This is a genomic window from Salinibaculum salinum, from assembly GCF_037645885.1.
Lineage (GTDB): Archaea > Halobacteriota > Halobacteria > Halobacteriales > Haloarculaceae > Salinibaculum > Salinibaculum salinum.
In genome coordinates this window covers 172307-191117 of record NZ_JBBENW010000005.1, presented here as the reverse complement: position 1 = coordinate 191117, position 18811 = coordinate 172307, and the positions used below count along the sequence as shown (strand labels likewise).

At 53.4% G+C, this 18811-nt stretch carries 14 protein-coding genes; 13 read left to right on the top strand and 1 reads right to left on the bottom strand.

What is annotated here, in order from left to right; genetic code table 11:
• Positions 1–120 precede the first annotated feature (120 nt).
• The 4 genes from WDJ60_RS06930 to WDJ60_RS06915 are packed head-to-tail and all read left to right on the top strand — an operon-like array spanning position 121 to position 2586.
• A complete protein-coding gene (locus WDJ60_RS06930) occupies positions 121–585 on the top strand; it encodes a 30S ribosomal protein S15 (protein WP_340099439.1) in 465 nt (154 codons plus the stop codon).
• Positions 586–1707 (top strand): hypothetical protein, encoded by a 1122-nt coding sequence (locus WDJ60_RS06925; RefSeq protein WP_340099437.1) that lies wholly within the window; start codon positions 586–588, stop codon positions 1705–1707.
• Complete coding sequence (locus WDJ60_RS06920; protein ID WP_340099435.1) at positions 1704–1946, top strand: KEOPS complex subunit Pcc1; 243 nt, start codon at positions 1704–1706, stop codon at positions 1944–1946. The genes WDJ60_RS06925 and WDJ60_RS06920 overlap by 4 nt, the downstream gene beginning before the upstream one ends.
• Positions 1939–2586: a 30S ribosomal protein S3ae gene (locus WDJ60_RS06915; protein WP_340099433.1), complete on the top strand. Its 648-nt coding sequence runs from the start codon at positions 1939–1941 to the stop codon at positions 2584–2586. The genes WDJ60_RS06920 and WDJ60_RS06915 overlap by 8 nt, the downstream gene beginning before the upstream one ends.
• Positions 2587–2608: 22 nt before the next feature.
• On the opposite strand, the gene WDJ60_RS06910 is transcribed toward WDJ60_RS06915, so the two are convergent.
• On the bottom strand, positions 2609–3070 hold the full coding sequence (locus WDJ60_RS06910; RefSeq protein WP_340099431.1) for a plastocyanin/azurin family copper-binding protein: 462 nt from the start codon (positions 3068–3070) through the stop codon (positions 2609–2611).
• 82 nt (positions 3071–3152) lie between these two features.
• On the opposite strand from WDJ60_RS06910, the gene WDJ60_RS06905 reads away from it, so the two are divergent.
• From WDJ60_RS06905 to WDJ60_RS06865, 9 genes are all read left to right on the top strand, one after another.
• Entirely contained in the window at positions 3153–4400 is a 1248-nt protein-coding gene (locus WDJ60_RS06905; protein WP_340099429.1) for a HEAT repeat domain-containing protein, read from the top strand.
• A gap of 48 nt (positions 4401–4448) precedes the next feature.
• Positions 4449–6098 carry a phospholipase D-like domain-containing protein gene (locus WDJ60_RS06900; protein WP_340099426.1) on the top strand — a complete coding sequence of 550 codons (1650 nt, stop codon included), beginning with the start codon at positions 4449–4451 and terminating at the stop codon, positions 6096–6098.
• Positions 5993–7468 carry a site-specific integrase gene (locus tag WDJ60_RS06895; RefSeq protein ID WP_340099424.1) on the top strand — a complete coding sequence of 492 codons (1476 nt, stop codon included), beginning with the start codon at positions 5993–5995 and terminating at the stop codon, positions 7466–7468. Before WDJ60_RS06900 ends, WDJ60_RS06895 begins: the two co-directional genes overlap by 106 nt.
• Positions 7469–8103: 635 nt before the next feature.
• Positions 8104–10179 carry an N-6 DNA methylase gene (locus tag WDJ60_RS06890; protein WP_340099422.1) on the top strand — a complete coding sequence of 692 codons (2076 nt, stop codon included), beginning with the start codon at positions 8104–8106 and terminating at the stop codon, positions 10177–10179.
• Positions 10172–11044 (top strand): hypothetical protein, encoded by an 873-nt coding sequence (locus WDJ60_RS06885; RefSeq protein WP_340099420.1) that lies wholly within the window; start codon positions 10172–10174, stop codon positions 11042–11044. The genes WDJ60_RS06890 and WDJ60_RS06885 overlap by 8 nt, the downstream gene beginning before the upstream one ends.
• Positions 11041–11703 (top strand): HFX_2341 family transcriptional regulator domain-containing protein, encoded by a 663-nt coding sequence (locus WDJ60_RS06880; protein WP_340099418.1) that lies wholly within the window; start codon positions 11041–11043, stop codon positions 11701–11703. The genes WDJ60_RS06885 and WDJ60_RS06880 overlap by 4 nt, the downstream gene beginning before the upstream one ends.
• A gap of 200 nt (positions 11704–11903) precedes the next feature.
• Positions 11904–13928, top strand: a complete 2025-nt coding sequence (locus WDJ60_RS06875; protein WP_340099416.1) for a type I restriction-modification system subunit M — start codon at positions 11904–11906, stop codon at positions 13926–13928.
• Positions 13928–15274, top strand: coding sequence for a restriction endonuclease subunit S (locus WDJ60_RS06870; RefSeq protein ID WP_340099414.1), 1347 nt, complete (start codon positions 13928–13930; stop codon positions 15272–15274). The genes WDJ60_RS06875 and WDJ60_RS06870 overlap by 1 nt, the downstream gene beginning before the upstream one ends.
• Positions 15274–18723 (top strand): RNA-binding domain-containing protein, encoded by a 3450-nt coding sequence (locus tag WDJ60_RS06865; protein ID WP_340099412.1) that lies wholly within the window; start codon positions 15274–15276, stop codon positions 18721–18723. Before WDJ60_RS06870 ends, WDJ60_RS06865 begins: the two co-directional genes overlap by 1 nt.
• Positions 18724–18811 lie beyond the last annotated feature (88 nt).

Here is an 18811-nt window from a genome sequence, read left to right as displayed (position 1 = left end):
TCTGACTCGCCGGTCATTTGGCCGGCTCGGGATTGCGGCAGTGTTCGCGTCACGCGACGCAAACACACGGCGACGACTATCGTCAGTCACGAAGCGGTCTGTGCAGTTCCAACCCAAACTATGGCACGAATGCACTCACGCCGCCGTGGCTCGTCCGATTCGGACAAGCCGGTGGCAGACGAACCCCCCGAGTGGAGTGAGGTAAACGAAGACGCAATCGAAGAGCGCGTCGTCGAACTGGCCGACCAGGGCCACAGCCCGAGCCAAATCGGGCTGAAGCTCCGTGACGAAGGCGTCGAGGGGACCTCGATTCCCGACGTGAAGCTTGCGACGGGCAAGAAAGTCACCGAGATTCTCGACGAGAACGAGGCGACTCCGGAGTTCCCCGAGGACCTCCGGAACCTCATGGAGCAGGCGATCGGTCTGCGCGAGCACATGGACGAGAACCCCACGGACTATCAGAACAAGCGCGCACTCCAGAACACGGAGGCGAAGATTCGCCGTCTCGTCGGCTACTACCGCGGTGACAAACTCGACGAGGACTTCACCTACAGCTACGACAAGGCCACGGAACTGCTCGAATAGATGTCCACGACCGGTCGTCCCGACGCGAACGCGCCCGCTGCAAGCGACATCGCCGCGCGCCTCGACGATGCGGAGTTCGTCCGCTTCGTCGCTGCTGCCGACGGCGACGCCGTCGCCGCAATGGGACTGTTCGCCCGCACGCTCGACGCACGCGACACGCCGTACCAGGCGACAGTCGCACCGATCCCCGAGCGTGCCGACCGGGCGACCGACGCCGATCTGACCGTGACTATCGGCCGCACCGCCACAACTGCCGACCTCACACTGGGTGTCGAGACAGTCGCCAGCGCGACGGCATTCGAAGCTGCGAGCGAGAATGGATCACCGGATCCGTTGCTCGCACTCGCCGGCATCGTCGCCGCGGGCGAAGTCCCTAGCGGGACACCGCTCGAAGCGGCCCAGGCGATGGGTCTCGAACGCAGACCCGGTCTCGCGGTTCCGACGACGGACCCCGTCGACGGACTCGCACACTCGACGATCGTGACGGCACCGTTTTCCGGAACCGAGGACGCCGCAGCCCAACTCCTCGCGGATGTCGACACCGACCAGCGCGACGAGGCGACACGGCGACGAATCGCGTCGCTGGTCGCACTCGCCGTCGCTGGCGACGAGAGTGGCACGGAGCGTGGCACGCACGCAGTCGAGCGCCTCCTCCGACCGTACGTCGGCGGCCCCTTCGAGACAATCGGCGGCTACGCCGATGTTCTCGACGCCGTTGCGCGCGACCGCCCGGGGCTCGCCGTCGCACTCGCGATGGGAAGCCTCGATACCGAGACTGCGCTCGATAGCTGGCGCACCCACGGCGCGCGGGCCCACGCTGCGCTTTCGGCGGCCAGGACTGGGCGCTACGACGGATTGTTCGTCGTCCGCTGTGACGAACCTGCTCCCGTGGATACCATCGCCCGCCTCGCACGCGACTTCCGCTCGCCGGAACCAGTCGTTCTCGTCGTCGCCGACGGCGAGGCAGCGGCTATCGGCCCGGCAGACGCGGCTATCGGCGACGCGGTTCAGCGGGCTGCGCACGCGGTCGACGGCGAGGGTGCGGGCACCTCGACACGGGGTCGCGCACGCTTCGACGCCGACGAGACCGAGTTCGTTCTCGCGTTCAGGGAGGCACAATGAGACGAGCGACCATCCGAACGACCCACGGTGACGGCGAGACGGCACGCGCACTCGCGCGCGCTGTCGAACCTGATAACACCGACGAGATGGACACGCAGGTCACCGACGAGACAGTCGAGACGACAATCGTCCGGGAGACGACCGGCGGACTTCATTCGACAGTCGACGACTACGTCGTCAACCTCACAGTCGCAGCACAGCTCACCGACCAACAGACACCAGACAACAATCATGAGTGAACGTTCAGTATCTCGACAGAAGCAAGAGAAGCGGTGGTACGACGTGCTCGCCCCGGAGCAGTTCGGCCGGGAAGAGCTCGGCGAGACACCGGCAGACGAATCGGAGAAGGTCCTCGGACGGACCATCGAAACCACGCTCGGCGACATCCGCGACGACGCCAGCGAGAACAACACGAAGCTGACCTTCAAAATCAACGAGGTTGCCTCGGACACGGCCTACACCGAGTTCATCAAGCACGAACTCACCCGTGACTACCTGCGCAGCCTCGTCCGCCGTGGCTCCTCGAAAGTCGGCGCCTACATCACGGTGCTGACGACGGACGACTACCGCGTCCAGATTCAGCCCGTCGCGCTGACCACGAAGGACGCCGACGAGAGCCAGGAGAAGGCAATCCGCCGGACGATGATCGACATCGTCGAGGATGCCGCCGAAGAGCGCACCTTCGAGGAGCTCATCGATAGCATCGTCGAGGGTCGTCTCTCCTCGGCGATCTACAACGAGGCAAAGACCATCTACCCGCTTCGCCGCGTCGAAATCCAGAAGACGACGCTCGAAGCCCACCCCGAAGAAGTCGCCGCCGAGGAAGAGACCAGCGTCGACGTGGACGAAGAGGACGTCGAAGTCGACGTCGACGACTAGCGGACCGTTTTCCGACCGCGTTTCACATTTCGGTCGTTGTGGTCACCGTTCCAGCGGAGTCAGCATCTCCGGTGACAGTAACGACACCGGCCATGCCACTCTGTTCGTGCGGAATACAGACGTACGCATGCGTTCCGGGGACGGTAAACTCCCGTTCGTAGGTTTCGCCCTGACCGAGTCGGCCGCCAGCCGAGCCTCGCCAGGCTTCGCGCGCCTTTGATTCGGAGTCGTAGCCGCCGGTCGCCCAGTAGTCGGCCTCGGACGGTATTTCGTCCTCGTAGGCCGTCACTGTGTGGCCCTGCTTGCTTGTGTTCTTCCAGACGACGGTCGTTCCGGGCTGGACTTCGAGGTTCGCGGGAGTGAACGCGACTGTGCTCATCCCGATATCGTAGTTCCCGTCGTCGGCACTGCCACCGATACAGCCAGCGACTGTGACTGTGGCACCGATTCCGGCCGCGCTCTGCAGAAACGTCCGGCGGTCCATACTGGACCTCAGGACTGGCGAGACATAGGAGACTCGATTTCAAAGGGAAACGCTCTTGGCCCGAACCGCCACACATTCAGGCATGAGCAACGGCGAGGACGACACTGACGACGCCGAACCCGCCGGCGCGCTCGACCCGGACGACCTCGAAACCCGGCTCGACGACGCCGCCGAGGCACTCGAAAACGCCGAAACGGAGTCCGACCTCGACGCAATCGAGACGACTCTCGACGCTATTGCCGAGGACCTGGAGGCCGCGGACCTCCCCGAACCGGACGACGAAGACGAAGAGGGCCCGCAGGAAGCGATGGAGAGTCGCCTCTCCGACCTGCAGGACGACCTCGAAGAGCAGCGCGGTCCTTACGTCTCGGACGTGACCGACATCGTCGACGACGTGGCGTCGACCGTCCGCGACACCCGGTGGACCGAGGACGGCGAACCCGCTGTCGTCGACGCAGCGACGGCCTTCGCGGAATCCGTCAGCGAGACACTCGACACCTCGATGTCGGTCGAGACCGACGACACCGAGGTCGTCGCCGATGAACTCGAAAGCATCAGCCAGATTGTCGGTGAGACCGACCTCGACCCCGACGAGGACGCCGAAACTATCGCTGAACTGCTGGACGCCGCTGAAACACTCGCTGACGGCATCGACGACGCCGAAGAGTGGGACGACCTCACCGTCCGCGAGCAACTCCAGGCCCAGGGCTTCTACGACGTGCTTGACTCCGAGAACCGAAAGGATTTCCCGGCCGAGTGGAACGCGGTCAAACTCTACACGCAGGCCAAAGATGTCGAACCGATTCTCACCGCTCTCGACCGCTTCGAGTCCGATTTCATGGAGGAGAATATCCTCGATGCGCTCGAACAGATTGCCCCCGAAGCGGCCTTCGACGCGATGCACGAGCGCGCCCAGAAACGTAACATCCAGCCCATCCGGATCCTCGGCCGCATCGGTGACGACCGTGCCTGCGAGACGCTGCACGACTTCCTCGGCGGCGGCGACGTGAAACTGGAGAAGACGACGCTTCGCGCGCTCGGCGCTATCGGCAGCGAAGAGTCGACACAGCCCGTCGCGAACCGTCTCGTGGCCGACAACGCAGAGATCCGGTCACTGGCTGCGCGCTCGCTCGGACTTATCGGCGACACGCGAGCCATCGAGCCACTCGGCCGCGTCCTCGAGGAGGACGACGCCGACGAGGTCCGCGCCAGTGCGGCGTGGGCACTCAACCAGATTGGCACCGAAGCGGCTCTTGACGCCGCCGCAGAGTACGTTGACGACCGTTCCTACATCGTGCAGGTCGAAGCCGAGAAGGCGACCGGCGCCTGACACATTCCAGCCGAGATTTTATAAACGAATCCGGGACCACCCTCGTCCGTGTCCCGGCGAGTCCTCGTCCGTTTCGTCCTTGCCGTCTCGATAGCCGCAGTGCTGGTCGCTGTCGGGGCGCTGCCGGTCGGTGCGGCCGATCGACCGGCAACAGATTCGCCCGCAGACTCCGGAGTGTCGGGACCGCGAATCGTCTCGGTGTATCCGAATCCCGTTGCGGACGGTGATGTCGGGGAGTTTGTCGTCATCACGGTCCCGCCCGAAACCGACCTCGGGGACTACTCACTCGGTGACGACGAAACGACAGTTTCGCTGCCGAACCGTACCGTGAGCGACCGGGTCGTGCTGTCGACGGCACCGAACGCGACAGCAGCCCTCCTCGACGACGATCCACTCCGAATCTCCGACGACCTCGCGCTCGCCAACGGCGGCGAGCCAGTCGTGCTCTCCCGGAACGGCACAGTCATCGACCGGCTGAACTACACCGACGCCCCGTCGGGCGAACTCCGCGTGGCCAGTGGGACGGCCCGCTGGCGAGCTGTCGGTGCGACCGACCGACCCGTCGTCACCGGCACCGCTGGCGAGGTAACGGTCTTTGCGCTCCCTGATGCGCCAGCGGTAGCGACGGACTCCCTTGCCAGTGCGGACCGACGCATTCTCTTCGCCGGCTACACGCTGACCGACGAGGCGGTCGCCGACGAACTTGTCGCTGCCGCCGACCGAAACGTGACTGTTCGCGTCCTCCTCGATGGCGACCCGGTCGGGGGGATGACGCGTCGGCAGGCAACCATTCTCGATCGACTCACCGATGCCGGTATCGACGTCAACGTTCTGGGCGGTGAGCGCGCCAGGTACGATTTCCACCACGCGAAATACGCCATCGTCGACGACCGGGCGCTCGTCGCCACGGAGAACTGGAAACACGCCGGACTGGGTGGCAACGGCAGCCGCGGCTGGGGCGTCGTCACCGACCAGCCCCGAATCGTCCGAGCGCTTGCTGAAACCTTTCGCGCAGATACGGACTGGCGCGACGCGCGACCGTGGAGCGAGTACCGAACCGGCGAAAGCTTCCAGAGCGCACCAGCAGCCAACGAAACCTTCCCAACTGAGTTTCGACCCCGCCCGGTCAACGTCGAAGAGACGCGACTACTCGTCGCACCCGACAACGCCGAGTCGGAGATTCTCGACATCATCGGCAACGCCACCGACACAATCGATGTCGAGCAGGTGTCGATCGGTGGCCGCCGTCAACCGTTCGTCCAGGCGACGCTCGCGGCCGCGCGTCGCGGCGTCAGCGTTCGAATCCTCCTCAGCAGCGCGTGGTACACCAAAGAGGAGAACCAGCAACTCGTCGACTGGCTCAACGAGCGGGCGAACCGTGAGAGCCTCCCGCTGGAGGCCCGCCTCGCCAAACCCCGAGGGCAGTTCGAGAAAATCCACGCGAAGGGGGTGGTCGTTGACGGCGACCAGGCTATCGTCGGAAGCCTGAACTGGAACGCTGTCCATAGGTTGTTATACCATCAATCCAATTACTGTGTATGGTCGCGTCTGGAGACGACCCGAACAGCTACAAAGAACAGTACGAACATGAGATGGGAACCATCACGGAACAAAACGAGGATGGGGAGTATCGTGTTCCGAAGGAACAGGACCGCAAAGATTTGCGACTGTATGCTAATTCCGTTACTGACCGCGTAGACTACAGCTGCGCATTCAACTACGTTGGTCGCCTGCGGAGATTGGCAGAAGTGCTAGATAAGCCACTTAGAGACTGTGACGTGGACGATATCAATTTAGGGATGGCAGACCTGGCAGAAAAAAACAAGGGTGAAGGAGAATCGTATTCTGACGGGACGCGCCGTCAATACCTGCGAACTGTGGAGGACTTTGGACAGGCACGGGATATTGATGCGCTATCTGATATTGACGTTCCATCGGTTAAGCAAGGAAAAATCGACGAAGAATGGGTACTTGATAAGGCTGAAGTGTGGGACTTAATCGATGCAGCGGATAAACCTCGGACGAAAGCTGTTATCGCGGTTTGTTGGGAGTGTGCGTGGCGGGCGACCGCGCTAATGTCGCTGAGAGTTAAAGACTATGAGGAAGTGAATGACGAGTACGGATTACTGTCGGCTCCGACCGATGTCGTTGGAGATAAGGGCGCTGGCGGAGATAAAAAACCGGTAACGGTTGCGAGGGGGTACTTGGACAACTGGTTACATGAGCACCCACGAAGTGATAACCCCGACGCGGCCTTGTTTTGTAGAACTGATAAGCAGACGCACTACGGAGAACACATGTCGTCTGAAGCAGTGCGAAGACAATTGAAAAAGGCGGCTAGAGACGCTGATATCGACGAAGACCGCGTGCATGTGCATTGCTTTCGCCACGCTCGGGTCACGTATATGAAGAGATCTCCTGAATATGACGATATGGATATTGAACACACGTTAGATTGGGCTGAAGGTAGCAATCAGATGAAAAGATACAGTCACGTGACTCAGGATGACAAAATCGCGTCTGTGTTGCAGGCGAGAGGTATTGAGGCCGAATCAGGTACCGTTGAGCCGGAACTTCAGGACTGCCCCCGTTGCGGACGGCAAATTCCGTATGACGCTCGAAACTGCCCGTATTGCTCTGTGAGGGTCGATGAGAAACCTGCTGGCTGGTATCAGCTGTACTCGAAACTGCTAATTGACCCCGAAAATGACCCACTGCATAAGAAGTATGCAGGTATGCCAGGCACAACGCCAACAATGCAGCGTCTGCCACGCGAACAGTTTTCGTGGGTTAACGCAGTATTTAGATCATTTCTGGTAGAACGTGTTGGACTTGGAGACCCACCAGGATCACATGATGAAATTATGAAAATAATCAACATCGAGAACTTGCCAGAAGAAGCGATCGAGAAGGTGAAACATCTGATTTTGTCTACAAGTTTCGGAGAGAATTATCAACATCACCAAGCAGATTATGAGTTAGCTAAAAATGAAGAATTTACAGAGTGGATTCGTGAAGGATACGATATAGAACTGACTGAAGATTCGAATAACCCGCTCAAAAAATGACCATACGCTAATTGGTGGGCCATCTGGCGCATCTTCCAGCTTACGGGAACACATCAGGTACCCAAATAGGGAAAGCCACGCTGATGAACGCCCACGTCTGAAAACTACTAGTAGATGGATGAGAGCAGCACTGCTCACGCTGTGTTAATTCATGATGTCGTGGAGAATACAATAACTATGTATATTTGAGTTCTGTCGAGTCCGGGTGGGTGCACAGATATCGGTATCAGAATAATAATAAAAGAACTAAATTTATTCCATTACGCGACATGACCGAATCCCGGCGAGTCCATTACGCTTCGTAACGCTTTGGATTCAACAGACGGCAGTCCGCCGTATTTAAACAGGAGCCGGTCCGGGCCAGAGATTTCGTTACGATCCGTAACGCGGGTCGTCGCCGGCTTGCGATTCACCCGATTCAAATCAGGCGACAACGATAGCAATAACGGTTTCCACTGAACTCATCGGTAGCTTCTAAATGGAACGCCCTTACTTGCAATCTAATAGTAGGTGGGTGAGTATGGTTCTAATCACGATGAATACTCAGACACCGGCTTATGTCGAACAATTTAGTAAAATATTGGTTTTGATTGTTAGAGGCAAATGCTAAATACCTCTCCAGTGTCGAACGTAATATGTCTGAAATGGAACTCCAGCGTGAGGTTCTTCAAAAACTTCGAGAACACTACGGTGAGGGTAAAGTTGTCTCGGAGCCGTCGTTAAAAGGGAAGACAACAGTATATCCAGACATTGCGGTCTTTCACACTGAAGAGCAGACAACCCCATTTTTGCTCGTTGAGTGTAGTCGGTTTCGGACCGCACATCGACGAGCGAACGATTTCGAAGAAATTTCAGAGGCCGTCTCATCTACACAAGCAGAGTATGGAGCGTTAGTTTCTCAAAATGCCGAATTCGTATTCTCTGGAAATGGACCTGCATACAAATCACATGGCGGTTTTCCTGAGATGGATAGCGGTTCCGCTACGGACAAGCGCCCGGTCCAATCGCAGGCCGAATTAGAGTTCTTGGTTGAGCGAGCGCACACCGCGCAGAATCAGAATTCAATCCGTGATATGCCTGGACGGGAGGAACTGGCTATTGATGAGTTTCTCGAATATCTCCATCTATTGCTTGAGGCTCGACGTCAGGAAGTTCCTATCGGTGTGAATCCAAATGAAGAGGTTTTGTCCAAAATCCAACACGGTATCTCAGAGCGATATCAATGTTATCAACAAAAAGAGGATCTTGACCTCTCGCAGCTGTCAGCTCTCTCATTAATTTTCAATGGTTACGATATGTCTGAAACCGATGACCAGATTTTAGAATATTTATTCGACATTACATCGGAGGACAAGAGGAGTGGGGGGTACTCTACTCCCCTTGAATTGGCCCGACAGATGGTTAATCAGGCTAACTTGGAAACCGGAGACACAGTTCTTGATCCGGCTGCGGGTAGAGGGACGGTTCTTTCACTTTCATCTGCCAAGGAAACGAGCGCGATTGGAGTCGAAATTAACCTCTCGGTGATTCGATTGGCAACTTTCTATTTGGATCTGTTTAAGCGAGATGTAGAACTGTTCGCTGGTGATTTCTTTGAAATTGCGAATGATTCGAATTGGCCCTCAGAATCTGTTGACCACATTATCGTTGATCCGCCGTTTAACGGTGATATTGATCGGGATGATATTCCTTTCTCTGAAAAGAAAAGACGAATCTACTCGCAGGACGCATTCCTTTCCAAAGGGCTATCACTTCTAGATCAAGGCGGTTCAATCACAATCACGGTTCCGTCTGGATTCCTTCATACCCGCCGTTCCAAATGGATTCGACAGGCAGTTTTAGACAATTTCCAGATTGATTCGATAATCCAAATTATTGACGGACCCATCTATCAGCATACATCGATTGATACGGCCCTTCTCAAAGTTACCAAAAAGTCACCCTCCACAGATCATACGGTAAGCTATGAAATAATTGAATCGCCTGATGAGCCAACAGTTGCACTTGCTAACGCGGTCGGCCGTATTAAACAGGGGAATTCAGATTCTATTCTCCAATCGGAATTAGAGGATTCGCTTGACCTCTACAGACTGACTCAACAGCGAAGTATTAGACAGAGACTTAAGCAGGAATTCACAGATGTTGTTAAACTCTCAGCGATTGCTGATATTCGTGGCGGGGCGCGACCTCAGGGAGTTCTTGAGGAAGAGCATGAAGACACAATTCGATATCTTTCTGTGAAGGACGCCACCGGTCAGGCTCCAAAACATGAATTTCGATATATTCCACGCGAAGAGGCGACCGTAGTCACTACTGAATCTGATGTTCTTCTTTCAACTTTCGGTCGAGAGGGAATAACCCATATACCGTCAGAACCAGTCGCTCCAGATCAACATTGGGCAGTGATATCGTTCGACTCCCCCGAAGAAGCTCTGGTGTACGAAACATTCCTGAATTCCGATTTAGGCGTGCAGCAGATAGAAGCGCTGAAATCCGGGTCTTCCATTTCAAGGATCAACGTCACCGATCTTCAAGACTTCCTCGTCCCGGCATTTTCAAACCAATATATTGCGGATAGGGCGGATGCAATCAGAGAACATCAGAAAAAAATAGAGGAACTTGAGGAGGAACGGAAGCAATTAGAACGAGAACGAGATCAACTGGCTGGAGACGTTAACGATCTCCTTTCCGGGGGTGACTCGGATGAGTGAGTCTGATAGCTCCTCCACTGCGGATGTTGATGGAACCGTTCTTCAAGACCAAATCCTCGCGTGTGATGAGATCATTGAAGATATCATCGACTCTCACCGTGGCTCTTCAGGGAGTGTTGACGAGGAAGATATAATCGGGGATGTATATGATTTCTACGGACAGGTTCGTGAATTTTCAGTAAAATCATTCGAGAACCGATTCCAAACATCCGCTCTATATACAGCCCTGAAAACGATGCTACGAACTATTGGTAAGGAGTGTGGATACGACCATCGGATGAAGTATGAGAGAAAAGGGCGGGAAGATGTGGCTGATGGTATTGATAATATTGTCAATTGGTTCAAGCTCTATGCCGGAGGTGTATTAGAGAGACAGCCAGAAATCACCTACGAGTGGGCAGTTCCCCACTTCAAAGAACACCGTGACCTGACGGTTTCCCATCCGACTGAAATAGAGTCACTTCGAGATCGACCTGATCCCACCTTAGTGAGTTCAGTCGTTCCGCTTTGGCACGTCTTAGAGGATATCCTGCGCCTCTGGCGAAGGATACTTGACATGGATTCAGAAGATCGCACCCACCGAGAACAGATACTCAAAGGCGAAAGAGATCCAGAAAACAGCCTCAATAGAGATCTCTTTGGTTTCATTCAGAAGCTAGAACATCGACAAGACAGAACTGACATTGGATTCATAACGGGGTTTCAGAACGGTGAAGATGGCAAGAGTAGTCGATTTGAGGTGGGTGATCCAGATTTCTTCCCCTCTGTAGGTGATGTCGTACAGTTCAGTGCCGAACAACGCGAACGAAGAGACGGCGAAGAGTTCAACGCACTCACCGTAACGAGTATGTCTCTGGTCGAATGAGTATCCACATTATTCCACACGGTCGCGTGACTGAACATATTAAGAAAGGACTGCGTGATCACAGTTCCGTAGAGAAGGTCTATCTACTGCCGAGCCACAAATTCGCCGATGTCTCCGCTGAACTTGCAACCGAGCTGGAAACCTTTGGGTACGATATCGAAATCAGAGAAGTCGATGCGTTTGAATTGCGGAGTGTTGTTGACACGATCGTTACAGTCGCCAAAGAAAATCCTGGAGAGGATCTCTACGTGAATATCACTGGAGGTACGAACTTAATGGCTGGAGCAGCAACATCATCTGCTTTCTTCATCGGAGCAAAACCTTACTACGTGCTAGAACGGCAGGATGATGAGTCCCTGGAGGAACTCGTTATCTCTCTCCCTGCTCCCAAACAACCGCTCACATTCGATTTAAGTGATGCACAAAGAGAAGTCCTCGAACAACTCGGTGATTGGGACAACGAGGGCAGGACGGGTATCATCGGACGACAGTTGGGTGATGCTCTCGGTGTTTCTTCTCAGAAGATAAGCTATCATACAGGACAGCTGGAAGAACGGGGGCTGATCGAAACCCACCCGCAGGGAAGACGAAAAGAGATCGAACTCACCGATGTCGGACGGCTTTATCTTCGCTGGACAGGGGGAAAACAGAATGATTGAGTGGTTCCGAAGGGGTCAATGTTACAGTGGTGTTAGTCAGTTGATCGATACCTGGCCAGATCACTCACACAATCGACCACTAATCAACATACCTGTCGTAACAGTTCAACTTGAAGAGCTCTTTCGGCAGAATGCATTTGAGAACGTTTGGCAGGTCTGTACCCTGTCTAATTTATACCTCGGGGGTAAATGTATTCGCTATGTCTGAGTTCGACGAAATTTCAAATTTTGTATGGGGGACTGCCAACCTAATCCGAGACAAATTCAAACGAGGAGATTACGAGGAAGTGATCCTCCCGTTCCTAGTACTCCGACGCCTGGATTGTGTTCTCGAACCCACAAATGACGACGTGAGAGAGGCCTACGAGCAATACAACGACCAACTCAACGAAGAGGCGCTCCAAGAAGTTCTCAAAGACGCCGCAGATGCACCTTTCTACAACTATTCGGAATACACTCTGGAGACGCTTCTTGATGAACCAAGCGACATTGAACGGAACCTCAAGGAGTACATGCGGTCATTCTCCCCCGAAATGCAGGAGGTTCTCGATAATTTCGGGTTCGAGACCACTATCGACGAGCTCGCAAAGCACGATCTCCTTTACAAAGTCGTAAAGCGGTTTACCCAACCGGAAGTTGACCTTCACCCCGAGCGGGTGGACAACCAGACAATGGGGAATATCTTCGAGGAACTCATTCGGCGGTTCAACGAGTCCCTTGACGAGAACCCCGGTGAACACTTCACACCCCGAGAAGTCGTGGATCTGATGGCTGAACTGGCGATCGAGCCAGACAAAGACGACTTTGAAGAGAATCAGATCCTCCAGGTATATGATCCCTGCTGTGGATCCGGCGGGATGCTGACTGAAACGGAAGACCGCATTCAGGATATCAACGACGACGTCGAAGTTTGGCTGTACGGCCAAGAAGTGAACCCCCAAACGCACGCCATCGCCAAGTCGGATATGTTCATCAAGGGGGAAGACGCCACTGCAGCCAACAACATCGAGGACGGCAGCACCCTGTCTAGCGACGCCTTCCCCGACAAGCAGTTCGATTACATGCTGGCCAATCCACCGTACGGGAAGGACTGGAAAAGCGACAAAGAAGCTGTGGAGAAAGAATATGAAAAGGGATGGGGAGGCAGATTCGGAGCGGGGCTCCCCTCAACAACAGACGGGCAACTGCTCTTCCTCCAGACGATGCTTTCCAAGAGGCAAGAGCAGAAGGAGGGTGGAAGCAGAATCGCCTTCATTTCCAACGCATCCCCTCTCTTCACCGGTGATCCGAACGTTTCGGACAGCAAGAACGAGTGTAGCATTCGGAGGTGGATATTGGAGAATGACTGGCTGGAGGCTCTCATCAGAATGCCTGAGGAACTCTTCTACAACACGAAGATCACGACCTACGTTTGGGTGCTGTCAAACGACAAGCCTGAAGAACGCGATGGCGAAATCCAGCTGATCGACGCATCCGGCGAGGAGTTCTGGACGTTGATGGACGATAACAAAGGGGACAAGCGGAAGGAGCTTAGTGATAAACAGATCAAACGAATACTCGGAATTTACTCTGCTTACGAAGACTCCGAGAACTCCCAAATCCACGACGTGAGTGAATTCGGCTATAGGAAAGTCAGAATTGAGCGTCCACTACGAAAGAATTTCAGAGCGTCGGAAGACCGGATCGAGCAGATTAGGGACGAGAGAGCCTTCGGAAATCTCTCCGGTAGCGAGGAGGGTGAGGCCAAGCAGGAGGCGATCATCGAGATGCTGCGGGGGATGGAAGACACGCTATACAAGGACAAAGAAGAATTTGAAGAGAAGCTCAACGAGGCTATCGAAGATGCGGGACTCGATCTCAAGAAATCGGTTCGCGGAAACATCTTCAACGCCCTCGGCCGGAAGGATCCGGACGCAGAGATTGTCAGAGACAGCAAGGGTAATCCAGAGAGAGATACGGACCTGACTGAATACGAGTACGTGCCACTTGAGAAGGATGTTCGGGACTACTTCGAGGAAGAGGTTCAACCATATCAGCCTAATGCTTGGATCAACGAGGACATGACCGATCCGCAGGATGGAGGTCTAGGGAAGATAGGCTATGAAATAAACTTCAATCGTTACTTCTACGAGTACGAACCACCTCGTCCGCTCAACGAAATTGAGAAGGAAATTGAGGAAGTTGAGGAACAGATCGTTGATATGATTCAGGAGGTGGCCGAGTAATGGCAGATTCAGAGGTCACAACGCTTGATGACTACGAATCTGATCAGAAGTTAGGCTATGACGAGTATTCCGAATTCAAGGAATTTGATGAAGAATGGATAAACCGCATTCCGGCACATTGGGAGGCGAAACGATTTCGGTCACAACTCGGCTATACAAAAGGTGCTAAACCAAAAGAGGTGAATAGTGAAAAGACAGAGAAATTTGACATTCCATACCTCTCAATGGAATACCTAAGGGGGCAGGAGTCTAGCCCTTCCTATGCGAAAAACACCGATGATTTAGTCCTTGCTGACAGCGAAGATATACTTCTCTTGTGGGACGGATCCAAAGCTGGTGAGTTCGTACAGGCGAAAGAAGGCGCAGTATCTTCTACGATGGCGAAATTATTTCAGCGGGAAGAAAACGATTCCAGTTTCTTGTACTACGAACTAAAAGTCTTAGAGGACTATCTGCAACACAATACGGTGGGGATGGGCATACCTCATGTAAATCCAAATATATTAAAGAATATCCGTCTGATAATTCCGCCTGATGAGGAACAGAAGGCAATAGCAGAATTTCTTGATGAGGAGACTGAGAGAGTTGACAAATTAGTAGAGCATAAAAAAACCTTGCTTGAGTTACTTGATGAAAAAAGGAATTCTTTAATTACAAATAAAATAACCAAAGGTCTGGATGAGGTTAAAGAAACAAAGGACTCAGATATCCCTGGCGTTGGAGAGATTCCTGAATCGTGGGATTTGGCCCCTTTGAAGTTTTCTTCACAAAACATCACAGTGGGAATTGTACAAAAACCGTCTCAGTACTATGTTGATGACGGTGTTCCTGCCTTGAGGGCAGTCAATATTGAGCCAAACAAAATTGTTGATGATGATTTCGTTCGCATTTCTGAAGAATACAATAATGAGCTAAAAGGTTCCCAAGTCCACGCTGGAGATCTTGTCTCTGTTCGTCGTGGAGATCCTGGCACCACTGCTGTTATTCCAGAAGAACTGGATGGGGCAAATTGCATAAATTTAGTTATTATAAGACAACCAGATGGATATATTCCGGAGTTCTTGTCACTCTTGATGAACTCGGAGGCCTCAAAGAGTCAAGTTGAGGCCGGAACAACAGGTGCAACTATGGCGCATTTTAATGTAGGAGATGTTCAGGAACTCGTATTTCCGAAACCAGATCTTGAGGAGCAAAGAGAGATCTTGGATTGGCTGTCTCCGCGTCTCGAAGATATAAACGTATTAGAAGAAAAAATACAGGAGGGTATAGAGCATCTCGAAGAGTACAGGACTGCGCTCATCACCGCAGCTGTCACCGGTCAAATTGATGTCCGAGGTGAGGTCTAATGTCCGGGCAACTAGGGGAGAGTGAGTTCGAGAAAATCATCGTCCGGGATCTGACCTCCGAAGACACGGAGTGGGAAGAGGGTGAACTGGAGCCGCTATACGAACGGTTCAGCCCCGGTGGATACCGCAAACGCGAGAACCATCATTTCGATAGGGACTGGTGCTTAATACCTGAGGATGTCCTCGAATTTGTCAAAGCGACGCAGGCTGATGAGTGGACGAAGCTAGAGCAGTTCCAGGGAGGGAACGCCGAGGAGAAGTTTCTCGACACACTAGACAGGCAAATTAAGAAAAACGGCGCTATCGACGTACTCAGAAACGGGCTGAGACTTAGCGGTGCGCGGTTCGAACAACTTGCATTCTTCGAACCAGCGACTGACCGGAATACAGAGGCGGTTGAGAACTACCAAAAGAATATTTTCTCGGTGATCCCGAGACTCCGATACAAACCGGATTCGAATCTAGAGGTAGACTTAGCGGTCTTCCTGAATGGGATCCCAATCTTCACAGCCGAACTGAAGGGCGAATACACTGGTCAGGACGTGACCGACGCGAAGAAGCAGTACAAGACTGACAGGGATTCACGTGACAAACTCTTCAGTCCCGGACGGTGTCTGGCGCACTTCGCTGTTGACCCGGAGGAGGTGTATATGACGACCGAACTGGACGGCCAAGACACCGATTTCCTCCCGTTCAACAAGGGTCACGACCTCGGAGCAGGCAATCCGCCGAATCCTTCAGGATATCGAACGAGCTACTTCTGGAAGTATCTACTTAGTCCCGACAGCGTCCTTGACATCGTACAGAACTTCATCACAGAGTTCCGAGAACGCGACGATCAAGGGAACCTCAAAGACGACGAGTTCCTCGTTTTTCCCCGCTATCATCAACTCCAAGCTGTGAGAAGGTGCACTGTTGATGCTGAGGATAATGGCGCAGGGGAGCGGTACCTTATCCAACACAGCGCAGGTAGCGGAAAGACCTTCACTATCTCGTGGCTCGGACACCAGTTAGCGGAGCTCCACAACGACCAGAACCAGCCGATCTTTGATTCGGTTATCGTGATCTCTGATCGGCGGGTTCTCGACGATCAGTTACAGCACCATCTAAAACAATTCTCGCAAGTGAGAGGTGTCGTGGCGAACGTTGAAGACAACTCACAGCAGTTGAAGGAAGCCCTCGAAAGTGGCGAGAAGATCATCGTCACGACGATACACAAATTCGACTATATTGTTGGTGAAATGCAGGACCTTTCTGACAGGAATTTCGCCGTGCTGATTGATGAAGCACATTCGTCTCAGACCGGCGAACTCAAAGACAGTCAGACGAGGGCATTGTCGAAGGAGGGATCTAGTGACGACGAAGCCGATGAGGAACTAGACACGCAGGATCGTCTCGCCCAAGATATGGAGGGCAGGGGTGTTCTGTCTAACGTCAGTTCTTTCGCGTTCACCGCCACTCCCAAAGAGAAAACCCTTGAGATGTTCGGGGAGCTTCAGGACGACGGGAGTTATGAGCCGTTCAGTCTGTACAGTATGCGGCAGGCCATCGAAGAGGGATTCATCCTAGATGTCCTCCAGAACTATACGACGTACCAGGATTACTTCAATCTGCTAAAGAATATTGAGGGCAATCCCGAGTTCGAGGAGTCGAAAGCGAAGCGGCTTCTGAAAGCGTTCGTAGATAGCCACGAGCTAGTGATTTCGAAGAAGACGGAAATCATTGTGGAACACTTCGTCGCCGAGGTAATGCACAGGATCGATGGAAAGGCAAAAGCGATGGTGGTCACCGGGTCCAGAGAACAGGTCGTGAAATACAAACGGGCGTTCGACGAGTATCTCTCCGAAAACGATTATGAGTTTGAGGCGTTGGCAGCCTTCTCAGATTTCACTTATGAAGGGGAGAAGTTGACCGAGAAGAAGGTGAACAAGAATCTTGATACCAAAGTAGAGGATCGGTTCGAGAACGACGATTCGAGGATAATCATCGTCGCCAATAAGTTCCAGACCGGCTTCGATCAACCCCTTCTTCACACGATGTATGTTGATAAGAAGTTGGGTGGCGTACGGGCTGTGCAGACACTTTCTCGTCTCAATCGCCAGCATCCCGATAAGGACGGAACGATGGTGGTGGATTTCAAAAACGACCCTAAGGACATTCAAGACGCTTTCGAGGACTTCTACGCCAAGACGCGGGTAAAGGAAGGGACGGATCCGCGGCTCGTGTATGATCTGGAGGAAGAGCTTCGAGACTTTAGATTGTTCAAGGATAGCGAGGTTGAGGACTTCATTGAGCTTTGGTATGATGATGATGCCGACCAAGACGAACTAAGCGCCGTGCTTGATCCGGTGAAAGATCGATACATCACGACTTCCGAAGAGGAGCAAGATGAGTTCCGGAGGAAGCTCAAGAAATTCATACAACTGTACTCGTTCTTGGTCAAAGTTGTCGATTTCCGAGACGAAGAACTCCATAAACTCTACCAGTTCTCAAGAGTCCTTTTCAGAAAGTTGCCGATCGAGCGGGGCAAGATGCCTAACGAGGTAAAGCAGTACGTCGATCTTGACCAGTACCGTATCAAAGAGGTCGCTTCGGAAGAAGACCGTTCTCTAGACGAATCGAATGGGGAGTTGGGCCCGACACATAAACCGAAGATCGGATCGGGTGGAACGGAAGATGAAAAATCGCCTTTGGAGAATATCGTCGAGATGTTGAATAAGCAGTTTGGATATGAGGTGGACGAACAGGATAAAGCGTTCATCAGACACCTCAAGCAACGTTTAGAGGAGAATTCCGCCCTCCGAGAGACCGTTGAGAAAAATAGTGCGGAGAAGGCTGAGACGAAGTTCAGGAACGTAACGAGGCAGGAGATGTTGGATATGATTGACCAGAACACGAAATTCTTCAACAAAGCTACGAACGACGATGAGTTTGCGGAGGTGTTCCAGAGTTGGCTGTTCAGCCAATTCCTTAACTCGTCCAAGGAGGACACGAAAAATCTCATCGAAGGCGGGAGAAGCAAGACCGTTGAATTCGAGGATCGGCTTTTACCGGATACCGAATCGGATGACGCTGCAAAAAAACGGATCGCTCACCACGTCGCAGCATTTGCGAACACGGCGGGGGGCCACGTAGTTATTGGAGTGAGCGAAGACGGACAGATCGAAGGGATCGAACAAGATTTCAAAGCGGTTACGACAGACGAAGAGGGCTTTCAGCAGCAGCTCGAAAATACAATCAAGCAACATCTCGGAGAAACATTCGCATCGCAGAGGACGACTCTGAGTCTTGAAACGATCGGAACAAACTCAGTCTGCTTAATCGAAGTGGAGCCAAGTGACGAGCCTATCCATACCGACGGTGATGAATTCTATATCAGGGACGGTGACTCTACCAAACAGCTTAGCTCAAGGGATTCGGATGAGTACATCAAGAAGCATTTTCGCTAAATGCCCCCACAGCGGTATGCTGTCCTCTTGATCAAGAAGACAAGCTCTGGTTTGTCCAAGAAATAGAGACACCTGGATGGTTTCCCAC